Annotated in this window: 15 protein-coding genes and 1 pseudogene; 9 read left to right on the forward strand and 7 right to left on the reverse strand. The window is 60.2% G+C overall.

Annotation, left to right across the window (positions count from 1 at the left end; all coding sequences use genetic code 11):
- Nucleotides 1-36: 36 nt before the first annotated feature.
- From ROLI_RS10570 to ROLI_RS10580, 3 genes are all read left to right on the forward strand, one after another.
- Nucleotides 37-1,551, forward strand: a complete 1,515-nt coding sequence (locus ROLI_RS10570) for a class I adenylate-forming enzyme family protein (protein ID WP_187430610.1) — start codon at nucleotides 37-39, stop codon at nucleotides 1,549-1,551.
- Nucleotides 1,548-2,189, forward strand: coding sequence for a DsbA family oxidoreductase (locus ROLI_RS10575; protein WP_187430609.1), 642 nt, complete (start codon nucleotides 1,548-1,550; stop codon nucleotides 2,187-2,189). The genes ROLI_RS10570 and ROLI_RS10575 overlap by 4 nt, the downstream gene beginning before the upstream one ends.
- Before the next feature lie 183 nt (nucleotides 2,190-2,372).
- Nucleotides 2,373-3,539 (forward strand): MFS transporter, encoded by a 1,167-nt coding sequence (locus ROLI_RS10580; protein WP_187430658.1) that lies wholly within the window; start codon nucleotides 2,373-2,375, stop codon nucleotides 3,537-3,539.
- Here the strand turns inward: ROLI_RS10580 and mfd are convergent, their stop codons facing one another.
- Both mfd and ROLI_RS10590 read right to left on the reverse strand, forming a co-directional pair.
- The gene (mfd, locus tag ROLI_RS10585; protein ID WP_187430608.1) at nucleotides 3,540-7,004 is read right to left on the reverse strand and encodes a transcription-repair coupling factor; all 3,465 of its coding nucleotides are present in this window, start codon (nucleotides 7,002-7,004) and stop codon (nucleotides 3,540-3,542) included.
- A 33-nt stretch (nucleotides 7,005-7,037) separates the two neighbouring features.
- Entirely contained in the window at nucleotides 7,038-7,529 is a 492-nt protein-coding gene (locus ROLI_RS10590) for a component of SufBCD complex (protein WP_405049024.1), read from the reverse strand.
- A 158-nt stretch (nucleotides 7,530-7,687) separates the two neighbouring features.
- Here ROLI_RS10590 and hemB point away from each other — a divergent pair, with 158 nt between their 5' ends.
- On the forward strand, nucleotides 7,688-8,686 hold the full coding sequence (gene hemB / locus ROLI_RS10595) for a porphobilinogen synthase (protein WP_187430657.1): 999 nt from the start codon (nucleotides 7,688-7,690) through the stop codon (nucleotides 8,684-8,686).
- Nucleotides 8,687-8,798: 112 nt separating this feature from the next.
- Nucleotides 8,799-9,365, forward strand: a complete 567-nt coding sequence (locus tag ROLI_RS10600; protein WP_187430606.1) for a YSC84-related protein — start codon at nucleotides 8,799-8,801, stop codon at nucleotides 9,363-9,365.
- 68 nt (nucleotides 9,366-9,433) lie between these two features.
- Here ROLI_RS10600 and ROLI_RS10605 read toward each other — a convergent pair whose 3' ends face one another.
- Nucleotides 9,434-10,306, reverse strand: coding sequence for an NAD(P)-dependent oxidoreductase (locus ROLI_RS10605; protein ID WP_187430605.1), 873 nt, complete (start codon nucleotides 10,304-10,306; stop codon nucleotides 9,434-9,436).
- Nucleotides 10,307-10,409: 103 nt separating this feature from the next.
- On the opposite strand from ROLI_RS10605, the gene ROLI_RS10610 reads away from it, so the two are divergent.
- On the forward strand, nucleotides 10,410-12,875 hold the full coding sequence (locus ROLI_RS10610; protein WP_187430604.1) for a penicillin acylase family protein: 2,466 nt from the start codon (nucleotides 10,410-10,412) through the stop codon (nucleotides 12,873-12,875).
- A gap of 4 nt (nucleotides 12,876-12,879) precedes the next feature.
- Entirely contained in the window at nucleotides 12,880-13,443 is a 564-nt protein-coding gene (locus tag ROLI_RS10615) for a pseudouridine synthase (protein ID WP_187430603.1), read from the forward strand.
- A 15-nt stretch (nucleotides 13,444-13,458) separates the two neighbouring features.
- On the opposite strand, the gene hflX is transcribed toward ROLI_RS10615, so the two are convergent.
- The 4 genes and pseudogenes from hflX to trkA form a co-directional block, all read right to left on the reverse strand.
- Nucleotides 13,459-14,736, reverse strand: coding sequence for a GTPase HflX (hflX, locus tag ROLI_RS10620; RefSeq protein WP_187430656.1), 1,278 nt, complete (start codon nucleotides 14,734-14,736; stop codon nucleotides 13,459-13,461).
- A gap of 17 nt (nucleotides 14,737-14,753) precedes the next feature.
- Nucleotides 14,754-14,993 carry an RNA chaperone Hfq gene (gene hfq, locus ROLI_RS10625; protein WP_007119530.1) on the reverse strand — a complete coding sequence of 80 codons (240 nt, stop codon included), beginning with the start codon at nucleotides 14,991-14,993 and terminating at the stop codon, nucleotides 14,754-14,756.
- A gap of 130 nt (nucleotides 14,994-15,123) precedes the next feature.
- Nucleotides 15,124-16,675: pseudogene (locus ROLI_RS10630) on the reverse strand (TrkH family potassium uptake protein).
- Between the two features lie 3 nt (nucleotides 16,676-16,678).
- Nucleotides 16,679-18,055: a Trk system potassium transporter TrkA gene (trkA, locus tag ROLI_RS10635; protein WP_187431867.1), complete on the reverse strand. Its 1,377-nt coding sequence runs from the start codon at nucleotides 18,053-18,055 to the stop codon at nucleotides 16,679-16,681.
- A 38-nt stretch (nucleotides 18,056-18,093) separates the two neighbouring features.
- Between trkA and ROLI_RS10640 the strand changes: the two genes are divergently transcribed.
- Together ROLI_RS10640 and ROLI_RS10645 are read left to right on the forward strand one after the other, a co-directional pair.
- A complete protein-coding gene (locus ROLI_RS10640) occupies nucleotides 18,094-18,642 on the forward strand; it encodes a hypothetical protein (protein WP_262386662.1) in 549 nt (182 codons plus the stop codon).
- Between the two features lie 54 nt (nucleotides 18,643-18,696).
- Entirely contained in the window at nucleotides 18,697-19,731 is a 1,035-nt protein-coding gene (locus tag ROLI_RS10645) for a nuclear transport factor 2 family protein (protein WP_187431868.1), read from the forward strand.
- The last annotated feature ends 12 nt before the right edge of the window (nucleotides 19,732-19,743 follow it).

Here is a 19,743-nt window from a genome sequence, read left to right on the forward strand (position 1 = left end):
CTTGCAACGCAGGTCTGCGCAGGCTAGCACGCAAAAATGCTGTCAATCTTTGATCACGGGCGCGCTGCTGCCTGCCCCAGCCCGTTCAATATGGCCGCCCATGTCCTTGCGCGCGCGCATCTGGATCCGCTCAAGGATGCGCTTGTGATCATCGGGGCCAATCACGTCGAACGCTGGTCTTATGGCGATCTGGAGCGGGCGGTACGTGCCACAGCAACGGGCCTGCTGGAGCTGGGTCTGGTGCCCGGTGACAGGGTGCTGATGCGGCTGGGAAACACGGTGGATTTTCCAATTGCCTATCTCGGTGCGCTGACCGCCGGTTTGGTGCCCATCCCAAGCTCTTCGGCTCTTACCGAGCCCGAAACCGCCCGCATCATCGCGCAGACCGCGCCCAAACTCATCCTGCGCGATGAAACTGTCGCCTGTCCCGCAAATGCCGCGATCCTGTCGCTCGAGACGTTGCGCGGCTTTCGCACCCTGGCTCGCGCGCCCTTTCATATGGGGGATCCCGAGCGGATCGGCTATATCATCTATACCTCGGGCACCTCAGGCGTGCCGCGCGCGGTGGCCCATGCACATCGTGCCATCTGGGCGCGCCAGATGATGTTTGAGGGGTGGTACGGTTTGCGTCCAGATGACCGGGTGTTACACGCGGGGGCCTTCAACTGGACCTATACGCTTGGCACCGGCCTCATGGACCCTTGGACGATGGGGGCAACCGCTTTGATCCCGGCACCCGGAACTGCCGCCGATGCGCTGCTGGCGTTGCTCGCAAGACATGAGGCGACGATCTTTGCCGCCGCACCGGGGGTTTATCGACAATTGCTTAAATCCACCGAACCCTTTGAAACGCACAGGCTGCGTCACGGATTAAGCGCGGGCGAGAAATTGCCGCCGCGCCTTGCGGATGGGTGGCGTGACCGTACCGGCACCGATCTGTTTGAAGCCTATGGCATGTCGGAATGCTCGACATTCATCTCCAGCGCCCCTGCCCATCCAGCGGCCAGCGAAACGCTCGGCCGCCCCCAACCGGGACGGCGCGTTGCGTTGCTGGATGAAAACGGCCCCGTCCCCCTGGGCCGCGAGGGTACCATCGCCATAGACCGGCGCGACCCCGGTCTGATGCTGGGCTATCTGGATGCGCCCGATGCGACCGCCGCGCGGTTTCAGGGTGAGTGGTTTATGACCGGCGATCAGGGCGTGATGAGCGAAGATGGGCAGATCACCTATCTGGGGCGCAATGACGATATGATGAACGCCGGGGGCTACCGCGTGTCCCCCATTGAGGTCGAAGCTGTCCTGACCACCCTGCCCGACATGACCGCCGTCGCCGTGACGGATGTTCTGATCAAGGAAGACACCCGCGTGATCGCCGCCTTTTATACCGGCCCCGTTGCGCTGGACGATCAGGTGTTGAACGCCTATGTGTCTGATAAGTTAGCGCGTTACAAACAACCGCGCCTTTATATCCACCTGTCCGAGCTGCCTATGGGCGCGAATGGCAAAATCCTGCGGCGTGCTTTGCGGGACAATTTTGAGGTTCCCGAATGAGCGATCCGATCAAGCTTGATATCATGTCCGACCCGATTTGCCCCTGGTGTTTTATCGGTAAGGCGCATCTGGACAAGGCGCTCAGCGATATTCCCGATCATCCTTTCGCGATCGAATGGCATCCGTTTCAGCTCAACCCCGACATGCCACGCGCTGGCATGGATCGGCGCGCCTATCTGGAGGGTAAATTCGGCGGCAAGGACGGTGCCGTGCGGGCCTATGCGCCCGTGGTGCAGGCAGCCGAGGCTGCTGGCCTGACCATCGACTTTGAGGGGATGAAACGCACGCCCAACACGCTGGATGCGCATCGCCTGATCCACTGGGCCGGGATCGAGGGGCGCCAGACCGCCGCCGTCTCAGCACTTTTTCAGGCCTATTTCGGGCAGGCCCGCGACATAGGGGATCATGATGTGCTTGCCGACATCGCCGATGGCATCGAGATGGATGCCGCCGTGGTGCGCAAATTGTTGGAAACGGAGGCGGATGCGCAGGATATCCGTGACCGGGATGCCCATAGCCGTTCGATGGGGATCAATTCGGTCCCGACCTTCATCGTGGCGGGCAAACACGCCGTGCCCGGTGCCCAGCCGCCAGAGCTTTGGGCCAAGGTGATTGAGGAGCTCGCGGCCACCGCCTGACGTTTCCGCGCGAACCCTGCGCTTTCGCACGCTTGAATGTGTAAATTTACGGCGTTGTCTGATTTTCAACTGTGGGTTACACCGCGTTAACCTTTGCGTAGCTGCGCGCAATCAGGCGGGAGTTCTTAAGTGTCGCAACGGGTGTCGCAGCCTGCTATCGGGCGGGCTGAGTTTATTGCTTTGATGGCGATGATGTTCGCCACAATTGCATTTTCCATTGATGCGATGCTGCCCGCCCTGCCCAATATCGCGCAGGAACTGACCCCGGATGATCCCACACGCGCACCGCTAATCATGACCGCCTTCGTGCTGGGCATGGGCTTGGGTACGTTTTTCACCGGGCCGCTCTCGGATGCCTATGGGCGCAAGGTCGTGATGGTCTGCGGGGCCGCGATTTATATCATCGCCTCCGCGATTGCCTGGGCCAGTTCGACGTTTGAAATCGTGATCGCCGCGCGTATCCTTCAAGGGCTGGGAGCGGCGGGTCCGCGGGTGGTCTCCATCGCCGTCATTCGCGATCTGTTTTCGGGCCGTGAAATGGCCAAGATCGTGTCGATTGTCATGATGATCTTTACCCTCGTGCCCGGCATCGCGCCGACCCTTGGCTATGTCATCATCACCACGCAAGGATGGCGCGGGATTTTTGCCGCCTTCATCATTTTCTCGCTGATCACTGTCATCTGGATGACCTTCCGCCTGCCCGAAACGCTTGCGCCCGAAAACCGTCGCCCCATGCGCGTCGGGCTGCTATTCAGTGCCGTGCGCGAAATGTTTACCCACCCTATCGTGCGCCTGTCCATCTTCGTGCAGACCCTGTGCATGTCCATGTTGTTCACAGTTCTGATGCTGATCCAGCCGGTCTATGAGCAGGTCTATGACAAGCAGGACAGCTTTCATTTCTGGTTTGGTGGCATTGCCTTGATCTCGGCACTGGCCAGCCTTCTGAATGCGCTGCTGGTGGTGCGCTTTGGCATGCGCCGTCTGATCACCATCGCGCTGGCGTTGCAGATCATTCTGTCGCTCGGTGTCTTGCTCAAACATGAATCCATAGGCTTCAGCAGCTTTGCACTCTTCGCTTTCTGGCAGGCCTATGTGTTCTTTCAGGCCGGGTTGACCATCGGTAATCTGAACGCGATCGCGATGGAGCCGATGGGCCATATCGCAGGCATGGCCGCCAGCGTGATTGGGGCGGTGTCCACGGTGCTGGCGGCGGCAATTGCCTCGCCCATCGGCTTGCTGTTTGATGGCACGATCCGCCCCCTTGTCGGGGCGATCCTGATCATGGCTTTTCTGGCCTATCTGTTGATGCGCCATATGGGCCGCGTCGAGGCCCGCCTTCCGGCCGAATAATCAACCTGCCTTGGCTTTGCGCGCCTTCTTTTCGGCAACAACCTTCTCGGCCAGATCGCGGGCAATGGCAAAAGCCCCTTTGATCTTATCCGTATCTGACGTCCAATCCCGGCGCACCACGATTTTATTGTCTTTGACTTTTGCCTGCCCACGCTGGTCCTGGATGAAATCAACCAATCCCTTGGGAGAGGCGAATTTATCATTGTGAAACTGGATCGTGGCCCCTTTTGGCCCGCCATCCAGTTTGGCAATCCCTGCGCGTTTGCACATCGCCTTGATGCGCACGACCAGCATCAGCGTGTTGACCTCGCGCGGGAGTTTACCAAAGCGGTCAATGAGTTCGGCGGCAAAGCCTTCGAGTTCCACCTTGCTGCTCAGGCTGCTGAGGCGGCGATAAAGCCCCAGACGCACGTCGAGATCGGGCACATAGGCTTCGGGTATCAACACCGGCACGCCGAGGTTAATCTGCGGGGCCCACTGGTCATCCGCCTCGCTGAGACCCTCCATCTCCCCGGCCCGGATTTTGGCAATCGCCTCCTCCAGCATGGATTGGTAAAGTTCGAAACCGACGTCGCGCATTTGTCCCGATTGCTCTTCGCCCAGAAGGTTACCCGCGCCGCGAATATCGAGATCCTGTGACGCCAGCGTGAAGCCCGCGCCCAATGTGTCGAGGCTGGAGAGCACCCGCAGCCGCTTTTCCGCCGTCGCGGTCAGCTTCGCGCGTGGTTTTGTGGTGAGATAAGCATAGGCGCGGGTTTTGGAGCGCCCGACCCGACCGCGGATCTGGTAAAGCTGCGCGAGGCCAAACATATCGGCGCGGTGGACCACCATTGTGTTGGCCGTGGGAATATCGAGGCCCGATTCCACAATTGTTGTGGCCAGCAGCACATCGAATTTCCCGTCATAAAATGCGTTCATTCGGTCATCAAGCTCGCCCGCCGCCATTTGCCCATGCGCCACGACATAGGAGAGTTCGGGCAGTTGCTCTTTGAGGAATGCCTCAATCTCAGGCAGGTCCGATATGCGCGGCACCACATAAAAGGATTGCCCCCCGCGATAATGCTCGCGCAACAAGGCCTCGCGCAGCGTGACGGTGTCAAATTCGCTGACATAGGTGCGGATCGCCAGACGATCCACCGGCGGTGTGCCGATGATGCTCAAATCCCGCACCCCCGTCAGGCTCAGCTGCAAGGTGCGCGGGATCGGCGTCGCGGTCAGTGTCAACACGTGGATGTCCGTGCGCATCTGCTTGAGGCGCTCCTTATGCGTCACGCCGAAATGCTGCTCCTCGTCGATCACCAACAGGCCGAGGTTCTGAAACCGGATGCCCTTGGCGAGCAGCGCATGGGTGCCGATCACGATATCCACCGTGCCGCGCGCCATCCCGTCGCGCGTGGCATTGGCGTCCTTGGTGGACACAAACCGGCTCAATTGGCGCACGTTGATCGGAAAACCGCGAAAGCGTTCAGCGAAACTTTTGTAATGCTGGCGCGCCAGCAAGGTCGTCGGCGCGATCACAGCCACCTGCGTGCCGGACATCGCCGCGACAAAGGCCGCGCGCATGGCGACCTCGGTCTTGCCAAAGCCCACATCGCCGCAGACCAGCCGATCCATCGGATTGCCGCTCGTCAGATCATCAATCACATCGCCAATGGCGCTCAGCTGGTCGTCGGTTTCCTGATAGGGAAAACGCGCGGAAAACGCGTCCCACATGCCTTCGGGCGGTTCCAGAACGGGGGCTTTGCGCAGGGCGCGTTCGGCTGCGACGCGGATCAGCTTGTCTGCGATCTCGCGGATGCGCTCCTTAAGGCGGGATTTCTTGGCCTGCCATGCCCCACCGCCCAGACGGTCCAGCAGGCCCTCTTCATGGCCGTATTTCGACAGCAGTTCGATGTTTTCAACGGGCAGGTAGAGCTTTGAGTTTTCTGCATATTCCAGCAGGATACATTCATGCGCGGCACCGGCCGCCGTGATCACCTCAAGCCCTTTGTATCGCCCGATCCCGTGATCCACATGCACGATCAGATCACCAGGGCTCAGCGATTGGGTTTCGGTCAGGAAATTCTCCGCGCGCCGCCGCTTCTTGGCGCTGCGGATCAATCGGTCCCCCAATACGTCCTGTTCGGAAATCACCGTCAGGCCCGGGGCCTCGAACCCATGCTCCAAGGCCCAGACCGCCAGATGCAGCCCGCGTTTTCCAACGCGTGTGATGTTGGGCACCGGAATGGCCTCGCCCAGCCCCTCATCCTCGATCAACCCCGTCAGACGTTCGCGCGCGCCCTCCGAGTAGCTCGCGATCAGCACCGGTCCGACGTCCATCTTCACTTTAATATGCGCGGCCAAGGCCCCGAAAAGGCTTAATGATTCCTGTTGACGTTCCGGTGCGAAATTCCGCCCCATCCGCGCGCCGGCATCTATGACACCCGGACCCGTGGCCTGCGGCAAGGTCGCCAGCTGTACAACGCGTCGCCCTGCCACGGCATTTTCCCAGGCGTCATCATCAAGATAAAGCGCCTCCGGCGGGCAAGGTTTATAAACGCTGTCCATCTTGGAGCGATGCGCCATCGCCAATCGCCGCGTTTCATATTGATCCGCGATGCTCTCCCAGCGGGCCAGTCGGATTGGCGTGACCTGATCATCCAAGGTGACAGAGGCCTGCGGGACGTAATCGAAAATCGTTTCCAGATTTTCGTGGAAAAACGGCAGCCAATGTTCCGCGCCCTGATGCTTGCGCCCGGCGCTGATCGCCTCATAAAGTGGGTCGTCCGTGCCAGCCGCGCCAAATTCGATCCGGTAATTCTGGCGAAACCGGGTGATGGCGGCCTCGTCCAGGATCACCTCGGAGACAGGGGCCAGTTCGACCACCTCCAATTTCTCTGTCGTGCGCTGCGTGGCCGCATCGAAACGGCGCGCCCCGTCCAGCACATCCCCGAACAGATCGAGCCGTACCGGCCCCAGATCGCCGGGGGGAAAAATATCGATGATCCCGCCGCGAATGGCATAATCGCCGGGTTCCGTCACGGTCGGGCTTTGCACGAAACCCATGCGCACGAGGAAATTGCGCAACGCGGCCTCATCCAGCCGTTCACCGACATGGGCCTTGAAGGCGGCGCCTTTGAGCGTCGCGCGCGCGGGAACGCGTTGAGACGCGGCATTAAGCGTGCTCAGCAGAATGAAGCGATCCGGCATGCCGTGCACCAGACCGGCCAGCGTTGCCATGCGCCCGGCGGAGATATCGGCGTTGGGCGAGACCCGGTCATAGGGCAGGCAATCCCAACCGGGGAACACCACGACGGGCATGTCGGGGGCAAAAAAGCGCAAACTGGCCTGCATCCCGGCCAGCCGTTTGGCATCGCGCGCCACGTGCAAAATCGGGCCGTCCTGCTTGTCAAGCTCGGACAACAGGAACCGCGCATCAAACCCTTCGGGCACACCGGAGGCGGTAATATGGGATGGATCAGCCATGGGGCGTTTCAATTGGCGTTTGCATGGGCCATGTCAACCACCCAATGGGCCAACGGAGAGGTTTTGATACATCCCCCAGAGAGCGGTGACAAAAATCGAGATCACACCAGTCATTTGCACATAGAGCCGGTGGCGCGTCAGCCGCGCTCGCAGCTGTTCGCCTTGTGACATTTCATGCTGGATCAACCGCGCCGTGGAGAGCGAGATCAACCCGACAAGCGACATCGGAAACCCGAGCAGAAACAGCGCCTGGGCAAATTCCACGCGGTAAACGAACCCCAGCACGCAGAGCGTCGTCAACAAAAAGCACCCCAGCGCCAGCATCCAAAGACCGGATACATTCGCGATATAAAGCAGGCGGTTGGTATTGATGCGCACGAGGTCTTCGAGGTCCTGCTCGATTTGCCCGCCATTGCGCCGCGCGCGCAGCACCATGTCATAAGGCACGCCCAGCACCCAATGGCTGGCCGATGACCACATCACCGCCAATGCGATCCAGAACCACAGGTTCGAGAAGGACCGCATGTCAATCAGTTCGAAAACACTTTGATAAAAACTCAAGGGCGATGGCTCTTGTTGGGGTGACGGTCTCTCTTAGCCTTGGATTTGGATGATTCCCACCCTTGGCTTGCGGAAAATTCCGTGGCACTCATGAAGTGTCACTCAAATTGGACATATATCTCATGCGCCCCACCCAAGCCCCCTTTCCTGCCACCCGTATGCGCCGCGCGCGTCAAAGCCCCGCGATCCGGGCGTTGACGCGCGAAAACACCCTCAGCGTGGATGATTTCATCTGGCCGGTCTTTGTGCGCTCAGGCGAGGGTATCAAGGAGCCGATCCCCTCCATGCCAGGTGTTTTCCGCCGGTCGGTTGATGAAATCGTAAAGGCCGCGCGTGAGGCCGCGGATCTGGGCATCCCGGCGATCTGCATTTTCCCCTATACGTCACTGGAAGAGCGCACCGAGGATTGCGCCGGGGCTTGGGATCCTGAAAACCACGCCAATCGCGCCATTCGGGCCATCAAGGCGGCCGTCCCCGAGATTGCGGTGATGACCGATGTGGCGCTCGATACCTATAACATCAACGGCCATGACGGGTTTGTGGAGGACGGCGAGATCGTCAATGACCGCACCGTGGAGGCCCTGGTCAAAATGACGTTGGCACAGGCGGAGGCGGGTGCTGATATCATCGGACCGTCCGATATGATGGATGGGCGGATCGGTGCGATGCGTGCAGCCCTTGAGCGCGGGGGCCATCAGAATGTGATGATCCTGAGCTATGCGGCGAAATATGCTTCGGCGTTTTACGGACCTTTCCGCGATGCCGTGGGGGCCTCCGGAGCGCTGAGCGGGGATAAGAAGACCTATCAGATGGATCCGGGCAATTCGGATGAGGCCATGCGCCTGATTGAACGCGACCTGCGCGAGGGCGCGGATATGGTCATGGTCAAACCCGGCATGCCCTATTTGGATATCTGCCGCCGCGTGAAGGACAGCTTTGGCGCGCCGACCTATGCCTATCAGGTGTCGGGCGAGTTCAGCATGATCCAGGCCGCAGCAGAGCATGGCTGGATTGACGGGGAAAAGGCGATGATAGAGAGCCTGTTGGCGTTCAAACGGGCGGGATGTGACGGTATCCTGACCTATTTCGCCCCCGCCGCCGCGCGATTACTCAATTCATAGCGATAAGCCGCGCAAGCTGGGACGTTTCGGGTGACACCCGGTCTCAATCGGCGTATGTTTGCGCATAAGTCGGGATAACCGGCAATCGAGCAACAGTTTACAGGCGGACATCATGGACGGAAAAACTCTCTCCCGCAGGGTCTTCACCCTTGGCGCGCTCGCAGGCGTGTCTGTCACGGCGGCATGTGGCAATGGCATTGGCTCGCAAGGGGCCGCAACGATCGATTCGCGCGTCGAGCGGACCCTGGCGGAAATGTACCGCCAATTCCCCAACACGCAAAATCTGGCGGATAAAGCGAACGGGATGCTGGTCATGCCGCTGGTCACAGAGGCCGGTTTTGGCTTTGGCGGGGCCTATGGGCGCGGCGCGTTGCAGGTCAATGGTATGACGGTGGATTATTATTCCACAACGCAGCTGTCGGGCGGTCTGCAAATCGGCGCTCAGCAATACTCACATGTGTTGTTTTTCATGAACGAGAGCGCGCTGACGGAATTCCGCCGCTCTCCCGGCTGGGCTGTCGGGGGCGATGTGGAATATGTCATCTCCGCACAGGGCGACGGGTTTAAAGCCGACAGCACGACGACCTTCTCGCCGGTGCTTGCGGCGGTCTTTGGACGCGCAGGGCTTTTGATCGGTGCCACATTGCAAGGCACTAAGTACACGCGCATCATCCCCTGAGGTTCGCAGAGGCGTGATATGGAAAAAAGGCGCTCGCAGAACATGCAGAGCGCCTTTTTATCATAAATTCAGCCCAGAGCTTGCAGCCGTTTGAACAGGCTCGAGGTATCCCAGCGACCACCGCCCATATTTTGCACATCTTTGTAGAATTGATCGACCAGCGCCGTGACCGGCAGGCTGGCCCCGGTTTCATCCGCTGTGGACAGGCAAATCCCGAGATCCTTGCGCATCCAGTCGGTGGCAAAGCCGTGATCGAAATGATCATCCAGCATCGTTTCATATCGGTTGTTCATCTGCCAGCTGCCCGCCGCACCCTGGCTGATGACCTCGACCACCGCGCGCCCGTCAAGGCCCGCTTTATCCGCGAAATGCAGCGCTTCGCTCAGCCCCTGCACCAGACCGGCAATTGCGATCTGGTTGCACATCTTGGTCATTTGCCCCGCACCGCTGTCACCAATCCGCCGACAGATTTTGGAATAAACCTCCATGATCGGCAACGCGCGCGCGTAGGCACCTTCTTCACCGCCGCACATGATCGACAGGGCCGCGTTCTCCGCACCCGCCTGCCCGCCCGAAATCGGCGCGTCCACGAAACTGATCTGCGCTACATTGGCCGCGCCGTAGAGTTCGCGCGTCACCGCCGCCGATACCGTCGTGTGATCCACGAACACCGCACCGGAGATCATACCGGCAAACGCGCCGTCAGCGCCCAGACAGACAGAACGCAGATCATCGTCATTGCCAACGCAAGACATCACGAAATCCGCACCCTGCGCGGCCTCGAGCGGCGTTGTGGCCATGGCACCCCCATGGGTTGCAACCCAATCCTCGGCCTTGCTCGCGGTACGGTTGTAGACCGTTACGTCATGTCCCGCCTTTTGCAAATGGCCCGCCATCGGGCCTCCCATGACGCCCAATCCTAAAAATGCCAGCTTGGCCATATCGTTGCCCTTCCCGTTTTCCGTGTTGCGTTACGCTGCGGACCTACCTAACAGTCAAATCCCAAGGGTCAATAAGACGACGGATAATAGACACGGAGACCGGATGAATCTGATCTTTCGATGGTTGATGCGATTGAGCGCCACTTTGGTAGTGGTGATCGTGCTGGGTGTGGCGATGGTCTATTACCTCGCCTCTCGTTCCTTACCGGAATATGACAAGGTGCTGGATCTGCCGTATCTGACCGCGCCAGTCGAGATCGTGCGCGACAATGCCAATGTCCCCCATATCTTTGGTCAGGCGGATACCGATGTGTTTTACGCGCTGGGGTATGCGCATGCACAGGACCGGCTTTGGCAAATGACCATGCTGCGCCGCACCGCACAGGGGCGATTGTCGGAGATATTCGGGACCGCCACGGTTGAGATCGACAAGCTGATCCGGCGTCTGGATATTTATGCGCTGGCCGGGGCGTCAGTCGAGGCACAGGACGCGCGCACCAACCTGATGCTGCGCGCCTATGCCACCGGCGTGAACGCGCGCCTTGACGAGATCAACACAAGCGCGCTGGGACGCGGTGCGCCGGAGATGTTCATCTTCAATGCGCCCGTGTCGGCATGGCGGCCCTCGGATTCGCTGGCGATCGTCAAGCTGATGGGCTTGCAGCTGTCGGGTCACCTCAACCATGAGGTGTTGCGCGCGCAGATGTCGCTGGCGGTGCCTGATCCCGCGCGGTTGGCGGATATTTTGCCCGATAATCCCGGCTCCGGGCTGACCGCGCTGCCGGAATATTCTCAGATCGTGCCCGGTGTGCAGCGTTTTGCGGAAACCCTGCCGCGCGACGATCATCCGCTGTCGCCCTTCAAGGCGCGCGCTTTTGCCGGTGCCTCCAATGTCTGGGCGGCGGCCCCGTCACGTTCGGCCTCGGGCGGCACTTTGCTGGCAAATGATCCGCATCTGGGTTTCACTGCGCCCTCAATCTGGTATCTGGCGCGGCTGCAATTGCAATCGGGCAGCGTCATCGGGGCGACGATCCCCGGCATGCCGGTTGTGCTGAGCGGGCGCAGCGAGGCTCTGGGCTGGGGGCTGACGTCGGCGGGGCTGGATGATCAAGATGTTTACATCGAGCAGGTAAACCCGGAAAATCCCGAAGAATACCGCACACCGGATGGGTTCAAAACCTTTGAAAAGCGCGGCTCGATCATCAATATCAAAGATCAGGCCCCGATCACCATTACCCTGCGCTGGACGGAGAATGGACCCGTTTTGCCCGGCACGCAGTATAACCTCGCCAGTATCACGCCGCCGGGTCATGTGGCGGCCCTCGCCTGGACCGTGCTGAGCCCTAAAGACACCACGATGAGCGCCGCCATGCGCCTGATGGAGGCGAAATCCGTCCATGAGGGGATGACGGCCATTGAGGGCTATATCGCGCCCGCGCAAAACCTGATGTTGGTGGATCGTAAAGAGATTGCGATGAAAATGATCGGCGCAATGCCACGCCGGGACGCGCGCCATCAAAGCCAGGGCCGTTTGCCCAGCCCCGGCTGGATCGAGGCGAACCGCTGGCAGGGGCGTTTGCCCTATGCTTCCAACCCCGAGTTTATCGCGCCCAATGGCGGGATTTTGGGCAATACCAACAATAAGACCGTAGATCGCCCGTTTCCCAATCACGTCTCCTTTGACTGGGGCGACACGCAGCGGGTGCAACGCTGGCAACGGCTGATGCAGGCGCGCGAGGTCCATACGCGTGACAGCTTCATTGAGGCGCAACTGGATACCGTCAGCTTCACCGCGCGCTCGCTCTTGCCGCTGATCGGGGCGGAATTGTGGTTTACCGGTGAGGCCGCGCCCGAGGGCACACCCCTGCGCCAGCGTCAACGTGCCTTGACCCTGCTGGCCGAATGGTCCGGCGAGATGAACGAACATCTGCCAGAGCCGCTGATCTATGCGGCCTGGCTGCGCAGCTTGCAGGACCGGATGGTGCGCGATGAATTGGGACCCCTGGCGCGGGAGTTAACCCATGTCGAGCCACTGTTCATCGAGCGCGCGTTTCGCGATGTGGATGGCGCTGCGGTCTGGTGTGACGTGATACAATCTGCGCTGGTGGAAAGCTGTGCGGATATGGCGCGGCTGGCTTTGGATGATGCGTTGATCTGGATCGAGGAGAGCTGGGGGTCTGCGCTGGAATCCCTGCGCTGGGGGGATGCGCATCAGGCGACGCATGATCATCCCGCTTTGGGCGATGTGCCGCTGCTGCGCTATTTCGTGAACATCCGCCAATCGACCAACGGCGGGGATAACACCTTGCAGCGCGGGTTGACTCGCGGCACCGGACCCGCCCCGTTTGAGAACGTGCATGGGGCCGCCTATCGCGGCGTTTATGATTTTGCCGATCCGGATAGTTCGGTTTTCATCACCTCGACGGGGCAGTCGGGGCATTTTCTGTCGCGCCACTATGATGACATGGCGCAGCTGTGGCGGCGCGGGGAATATATCCCGATGTCGCTGGATGAGGAACTGGCGCGCGCTGCCGCCGTCGGTGTGACCGTTTTACGCCCGCTGCGCTGAGCCGATGACGCGGGTGATCCTGTTCCATAAACCCTTTGGGGTTTTGTCGCAATTTACCGACAAAGGGAGCGAGGGGTCACCGCGCCCGACCCTGTCGGGGTTCATTGAGGCACCGGGGTTTTATCCCGCTGGACGTCTGGACAAGGACAGCGAGGGGCTGATGGTGCTGACCGATGATGGCGCTTTGCAGGCGCGCATTGCCAATCCCAAGCATAAGATAGCCAAGACTTATCTGGTGCAGGTTGAAGGGACACCGGATGAGCGCATGTTGGCCGCGCTGGGGCGCGGTGTGGCGCTGAAAGACGGGATGACGCAGCCCGCGCAGGTATCACAGATTGCCCAGCCCGAACCGCTCTGGCCGCGCAACCCGCCCGTGCGGTTTCGCAAGACCGTGCCCGAGGCCTGGCTGCGCATCACCATCCGGGAAGGCAAAAACCGGCAGGTGCGCCGGATGACAGCGCATGTTGGATTACCCTGCCTGCGGTTGATCCGGGTGCAGATTGGGCAATGGGGTTTGAATGAGCTGGCACCGGGTGCCTGGCGCTATGCCAGCGAGGGTGGCCCATAGGCCCACCTTACGGCGCTAGAGACGCTGGAACTGCGCTTCCTGCTGAGCGGTCCAGCGCACGGTGATCTCGAACCCCGCATCGGTTTGCGTTTCGCTTTGTACGAGGTCTTGTGAAAAGAGCCACGCACGTTCCTTGCCTTGCGCAAAGGTCAGGGCCAAATCAGCCTCGCGTTTGGCACCTTGCACCTGGAGCGTGACAGCATCGAGCAGATCCTCAATCCCCTCCCCCGTCAGCGCGGATATGGCGAAGACATGATCATCGCGCTGCGCCCGCACACGCATGGCCTCGCCAGCCTCGGGTGTCATCAGATCCAGTTTGTTCCAGATCTCATAGCTTGGCCGCTCTTCCGGCACACCAAGCGTGTTCAGGATATCGCGCACATCCTGTGCTTGCGCCTCGCTCTCGGGATGCGAAATATCGCGTACGTGGCAGATCACATCCGCCGCCAGCACCTCTTCGAGCGTGGCGCGGAAAGAGGCGACCAGTTCTGTCGGCAGATCGGATATGAACCCAACCGTGTCAGACAGGATCACCTCTGGCCCATCGGGCAATTGCAAGCGCCGCATGGTGGGATCCAGCGTAGCAAAGAGCATATCCCTGGCCATCACATCCGCGCCCGTCAACCGGTTAAACAGCGTCGATTTGCCCGCGTTGGTATAGCCGACTAGCGCCACGATCGGATAGGGCACCTTGGCACGCGCTGCGCGGTGCAGCGCGCGGGTCTTAACAACCTTTTCCAACTGGCGGCGCAGGCGTGTGAGTTGATCGTCAATCGCGCGCCGGTCGGCCTCGATCTGGGTCTCGCCCGGACCGCCGACAAATCCCAAACCGCCGCGCTGGCGTTCCAGGTGGGTCCAGGCCCGCACCAGACGCGTGCGCTGATAGCTGAGTGCCGCCATCTCGACCTGCAACACGCCTTCGCGGGTGGCGGCGCGGTCGCTGAAAATCTCAAGGATCAGGCCGGTGCGATCGAGCAGTTTAACACCCCAGGCTTTTTCGAGATTGCGTTGCTGCACCGGGCTGACCGGACCATCCACCAGCACCAATTCGATCTCGCGCTCCTCCAGCGCGTCATGGATCTCTTTGATCTTGCCCGAGCCAAACAACATGCCCGCCTTGACGGTTTTAAGCGGCACGATATCCCCGCCCACAACTTCCAGTTCCGGCAAGGCGCGCGCCAATGAAATCGCCTCGGCGAGCGCGTGATCAGGCAAGCGCCGCTCGGGATCGGATTTGATGTCCGGATGCAGCACCCAGGCACGGGTTACCCGCGAGGCGTCGTCATTCTCGATTTGAAACGGCGGCTTGCTCAAGAAGCGTCTTCGCCCTCATACAGGCTGATCGGCTGGCTTGGCATGATCGTCGAAATCGCGTGCTTATAGACCAGTTGGGATTGCCCGTCCCGGCGCAACAACACGCAGAAATTGTCGAACCACGTGATGACGCCTTGCAGCTTTACGCCATTTATCAGGAAGATTGTCACAGGAACTTTTGTCTTGCGCACATGATTCAGGAACGCATCCTGAAGGTTCTGTCTGTCCGACGCCATTTTAGCACTCGCCTTTTTTTCTTGCCGGTGCCCGCAGATCGAGCCCGCCCCTCACGCCGATTATGGAGCTTGGAACAAGGACATTCCACCCCAAAAAACAGTCCGTTACGGACCTAAACCCGAAAAGGCGTCAGTCGCGCCATAAATCCGGCGTCAAAAGAGCGATGATGGCCAGTGTTTCAAGGCGCCCCAGCACCATTGCTGCACAAAAAACGGCCTTGGCGTAGGGGCCCAGTTCCAACAGCGAAATTGGCGTATCAGCAGCAAAAGTGATCAACGGTCCGGTGGTGGACAGACCCGCGATGCTCAACACCAGCGCGTCCTGAAAGGAAACCCCCAAAACCGCCAGCAGGATCGTCAATACGGCAAGTGTCAGGGCGAAGAGCATGAAGAATATCCATGCGATAAAGGCCCCGTTGCGCTGTATCCGCCGTGTTTGGGAGCCTGCGCTGCTGACCGATGAGGGATGCACAAGTCGTTCCATCTCGCGCAGCCCGTTGAGATAGAGCGCAAAGACGCGCAGCAGTTTCACCCCCCGCCGTGGTGGCTACCCCGCCCCCGATCAACGCGAGACCCATCAGGATGAGCCCCGGCGTCTCGAGGCCCGACCAGGCCTGTGCCTGCACCCAGTTTTCGCTGACGAAACCTGTTGTCGTCAGAAAGGACATGACGGTAAAAACCGATCCCCACAAAGCCCCTGCGGCCTGCCCGATGTCATCTTCGGCAGAGACGTCCAGAGCACCCAGCCAGTGACGCAAAAACAGGATCACCGGCACCCCGAGGACCAATAATATCCCAAGACGGAATTCCGGATCCGTGCGCAAACCGCTCTGGGTTGCGGTGACGGTGTCGGAGGCAAAAGTCAGCCGGGACAGCGCAAACAGCATGAAAAGCAGCATGACGGCCTCTCCGGTAATGCCCGAGCCGCTATATTGCACACCGCCCACGGGAGAAATCCCGGAGGTTGCCATGATCGACATTGCATGACTGAGCGAGACCAGCGGGCGATCGCCACTTGCCAGCAGCAGCACCCAGAGCAGAACGGTCAGCCCGATATAGATCGGCAGCAACGCGGCCGTCACACGCACCAGCCGTTCGCGCGGATCAGCCCGGCCAATCAGGCTGGAGCGGGCTTCACGCTGGCCGGGTTCGGCCTGAGCGGTGACTTCGAAACCGCCCAGATTGAGCGGTGCCAGGATCGCAGAAGCGGCGATCCACATGACAGCCCCCCCCATCCAGCCCACCTGCGCGCGCCACAGATGCAGGGTTCCATCCAATCGCTCAGGGTCCTCAAACAGGGTCGCCCCCGTGGTGGTGATGGCGCTCACCATCTCGACATAGGCATTGAGATAGGTGGTGGTCCCAAGGCCCTCGTAAAACGGTATCGCCAGGAACGCGGGCAGAAAAACGAAAGTCGCAAAAAGCGACATCAGCGAGCCCAAAGGACCCCGGCGGTCGCGCCGCCCGGCATGTGCGATGGCGATCAGCGTAAAAAACGTCACGCCCAGAATGGCGCAGTAAAAGAACATCCGCGCGGTATCAAGATTGCGCGCCGCCCCGCCATGCAGCGCAGGAATGAACATCGACACGGAGGCCACGCCAAAGATCAGCAGAAACAGCGGCAGGTCCATCAGTTGGACAAATGCGCTGCGCTGTTTCTTTCTATGCGGGGCGCGTTGCATCACTCAGAAGAAATCAATCGAGACCTGCAACAGGCGTTCCACTTCGGGCACGTCCTCTGCCAGGGCAAAAATGGCGATCACGTCGCCTTCTTCGATGCGGGTTTTGCCGAGCGGGCGGATCACCTCATCGCCCTTTTTGAGCGCCCCAACCAGAACGCCTTCGGGGAAATCGACCTCCGCAATGCGTTTGCCCGCCAGTGGCGAGGTAGACAGGACCTCGGCCTCGATCACTTCCGCCTCCGCATCTCCGATGGAATAGACCGCGCGCACCCGCCCGTGACGGATGTGACGCAGGATTGAACTGACCGTTGTGGCGCGTGGGTTGATATAGGCGTCAATGCCCAGAGGCGTCATCAGCGGCACCAGTGTCGGGTCGTTGATCAGCGCAATGGTAAAGGGGCAGCCTTCGGCCTTGGCACGCACGCAGGCCAGCAAGTTGGTCTTGTCATCATCGGTCACCGCCAGCATGCCATCCGCGCGCGAAATCCCCGCTTCGGCGAGAAGACCGGAATCCAACCCATCGCCATTGAGAACGATCGTGCGTTCCAGCGCTTCCGCGGCCTTTTCCGCACAGATGCGGTTTTTCTCGATCACCTTGACGCGCACGCGCTTGGTTTGTGCCTCCAGCGTCTGCGCCACGGCCAGACCGACATTCCCGCCCCCGACAAGGACGACCCGGTCCTGTTTGCTCATCTTCTTGCCAAAGATCTCCAGGGTCCGCGGTACGTCTTCGCCGTGGGTAAAAACATAGCAATCATCGCCGACAAAAAGCTGGTCCTTGGCCTCGGGCGCAAACAGCGAGCCGTCCCGGCGCACCGCAACCACGGTCGCCCGCAACGTCGAGAACAGGTCCGTCAACTGGCGCAGAGGCGTGTTCACGACCGGGCATTCCTCCTCGATGGTGATCCCCATCAGATGCGCACGCCCGTTCATGAAGGTTTCGGTATCAAAAGCCGCGGGCGCGGAGAGGCGTTGCAAGGCCGCTGCGGCCACCTCCTTTTCGGGGCTGATCACCACATCGATGGGCATGTGATCGCGCCGATAGAGATCGGAATAGATCGCATTGAGGTAGGATTGGCTGCGCAACCGCGCGATCTTGCGATTGATGCCGAACACCGAATGGGCAACCTGACAGGTCACCATATTGACCTCATCGGAATAGGTCGCGGCGATGATCATTTCTGCATCGCGCGCCCCGGCGCGGTCCAGCACATCCGGGTAGCTGGCAAAGCCCGCGATCCCCTGCACATCAAGTGTATCCGTGGCGCGGCGCACCAAATCAGGGTTGCTGTCCACCACGGTGACATCGTTGCGTTCGCCCGACAAATGGCGCGCGATCTGCCAGCCGACCTGGCCTGCACCACAGATGATCACCTTCATGCGCCCTTGGTCCTTCACGCCGTTTCGCAAGTTTGTGCATGGCAGATGGCCTTTGGGCGGTCAATTCAATTGTCCTTTGGGCCAAAGCAAGCCAAAATGGGGAGATGAAGGTTTTTGGTGCCCTTATTAAAATCGGTCTGGTCTGTGTTGCGCTTGTGGCCTGTGCGCCCTTGTCGATCTATTACAAGGAGGGTGCAGAGGTCACGCGCCTGCAAACCGACCAACTCAATTGCGAGATCGCGGCCCTCTCTGATGTGCCCGTCAGCAACCAGATCCGACAGGAACCCCCCGTTTATATCCCGTCGCGCCGCTATTGCGACGGTGCCGGGCGCTGTCATATCCGTGGTGGTTTTTTCGAACCCGGTCAAATCTATACCGTGGACGTCAATGCAAACCTGCGCGGGCGGGCCGAAGGTCAATGCATGGCGCAAAAGGGGTATGCGCCGGTAACCGTCCCCAATTGCCCGAACGCCGTGTTTCGCGCCGCGCCCAAAGGGGCGACACAGGTATTGCCGCGACTGTCCGCACAAAGCTGCGTCATCCAATATCAGGACGATACCTGGCAAATTGTGAACCAGTCAGGCTGATCCGGTTGCATTTGGGCTGGAAAACGGTTGCGGGTTTTCCTAATGCTCGGTGCCATGAATATATCGAATCCCACCGCCCCTGATGTGCAACCCGCCAAAGCGTTGGTGCAAGATCACTACGCAGCACTTGCCAGTGCCACCCCCGACACGGTTGCGGACGTTCTGGCGCAGAGGTTGGATCCGGCCTGCCACTGGTACGGGATGCATCCGTTTCACGAACAGACCGGGCCACAAGCGATCGGCGCTACATTCTGGACGCCTTTTCTGCGCGCTTTTTCCAATGTTCAGCGGCGGCAAGATATCTTTTTCGCCGGGCTAAACGAAATCGACGGGTTTCAGGGGGTTTGGACCTGCTCCATGGGTCACTTGATGGGGCTGTTTGATGCGCCGTTTCTGAACATCCCTGCGAGCCGGAAAATGACCTTTGTACGTTATGCGGAATTCAACAAGGTTGAGGACGGGCGGATCACACGCAGCGCGCTTTTTGTCGATCTGTTGCACCTGATGATGCAGGCCGGGCTGAACCCTTTGCGTGCGCCTCAAACCGGGCAGCACCTGGTACAGCCGGGGCCGATGACCCATGATGGTCTGTTGCATGGGGCCCAGGACCCGCGTGAAGGGGTGCGGACGCTCGCGCGCATCAACAATATGATCGGGTCGATCAACCACGCCAATGTCGCCCAAAAACCACCCTCCCCGCAAGAAGAACTGGCGGTGGACTGGCATCATGACATGATCTGGTGGGGGCCTGCCGGGATCGGGGCCACCTACACGATTGAGCGCTACATTGAACAGCATCAGCGCCCCTTCAGGACAGGTATCTCAGACAGGACCTATAATGGTCATCTGTGTCGCATGGCCGAAGGGACATATGGCGGTTTCTTTGGCTGGCCCAACCTGACGCTGACCAACAGCAACGGGTTCATGGGCGTGCCGGGCAGCGACACCCGCGCGGACATGCGGGTCGTGGATGTCTACCGACGCGCGGGCGACAAGCTGGCAGAGAACTGGATCTTCATCGACATGCTGCATTTCCTGAAAATGCAGGGGGTGGATGTTCTGGCGGAATTGGACGCTCAAACGGATTGATCCAGACGCTGA

The sequence above is a fragment of the Roseobacter fucihabitans genome (assembly GCF_014337925.2).
GTDB classification, from domain to species: domain Bacteria; phylum Pseudomonadota; class Alphaproteobacteria; order Rhodobacterales; family Rhodobacteraceae; genus Roseobacter; species Roseobacter fucihabitans.

Coding starts and splice junctions, on each gene's coding strand:
- ROLI_RS10600 (WP_187430606.1), top strand. CDS start 8,799: ATGGACGGAAAAACTCTCTCCCGCAGGGTCTTCACCCTTGGCGCGCTC.
- ROLI_RS10575 (WP_187430609.1), top strand. CDS start 1,548: ATGAGCGATCCGATCAAGCTTGATATCATGTCCGACCCGATTTGCCCC.
- ROLI_RS10590 (WP_405049024.1), bottom strand. CDS start 7,529: ATGCGGTCCTTCTCGAACCTGTGGTTCTGGATCGCATTGGCGGTGATG.
- ROLI_RS10640 (WP_262386662.1), top strand. CDS start 18,094: ATGGCAGATGGCCTTTGGGCGGTCAATTCAATTGTCCTTTGGGCCAAA.
- mfd (WP_187430608.1), bottom strand. CDS start 7,004: ATGGCTGATCCATCCCATATTACCGCCTCCGGTGTGCCCGAAGGGTTT.
- ROLI_RS10570 (WP_187430610.1), top strand. CDS start 37: ATGCTGTCAATCTTTGATCACGGGCGCGCTGCTGCCTGCCCCAGCCCG.
- hfq (WP_007119530.1), bottom strand. CDS start 14,993: ATGGCGTCGGACAGACAGAACCTTCAGGATGCGTTCCTGAATCATGTG.
- ROLI_RS10605 (WP_187430605.1), bottom strand. CDS start 10,306: ATGGCCAAGCTGGCATTTTTAGGATTGGGCGTCATGGGAGGCCCGATG.
- trkA (WP_187431867.1), bottom strand. CDS start 18,055: ATGAAGGTGATCATCTGTGGTGCAGGCCAGGTCGGCTGGCAGATCGCG.
- ROLI_RS10615 (WP_187430603.1), top strand. CDS start 12,880: ATGACGCGGGTGATCCTGTTCCATAAACCCTTTGGGGTTTTGTCGCAA.
- ROLI_RS10610 (WP_187430604.1), top strand. CDS start 10,410: ATGAATCTGATCTTTCGATGGTTGATGCGATTGAGCGCCACTTTGGTA.
- ROLI_RS10580 (WP_187430658.1), top strand. CDS start 2,373: ATGGCGATGATGTTCGCCACAATTGCATTTTCCATTGATGCGATGCTG.
- ROLI_RS10645 (WP_187431868.1), top strand. CDS start 18,697: ATGAATATATCGAATCCCACCGCCCCTGATGTGCAACCCGCCAAAGCG.
- hemB (WP_187430657.1), top strand. CDS start 7,688: ATGCGCCCCACCCAAGCCCCCTTTCCTGCCACCCGTATGCGCCGCGCG.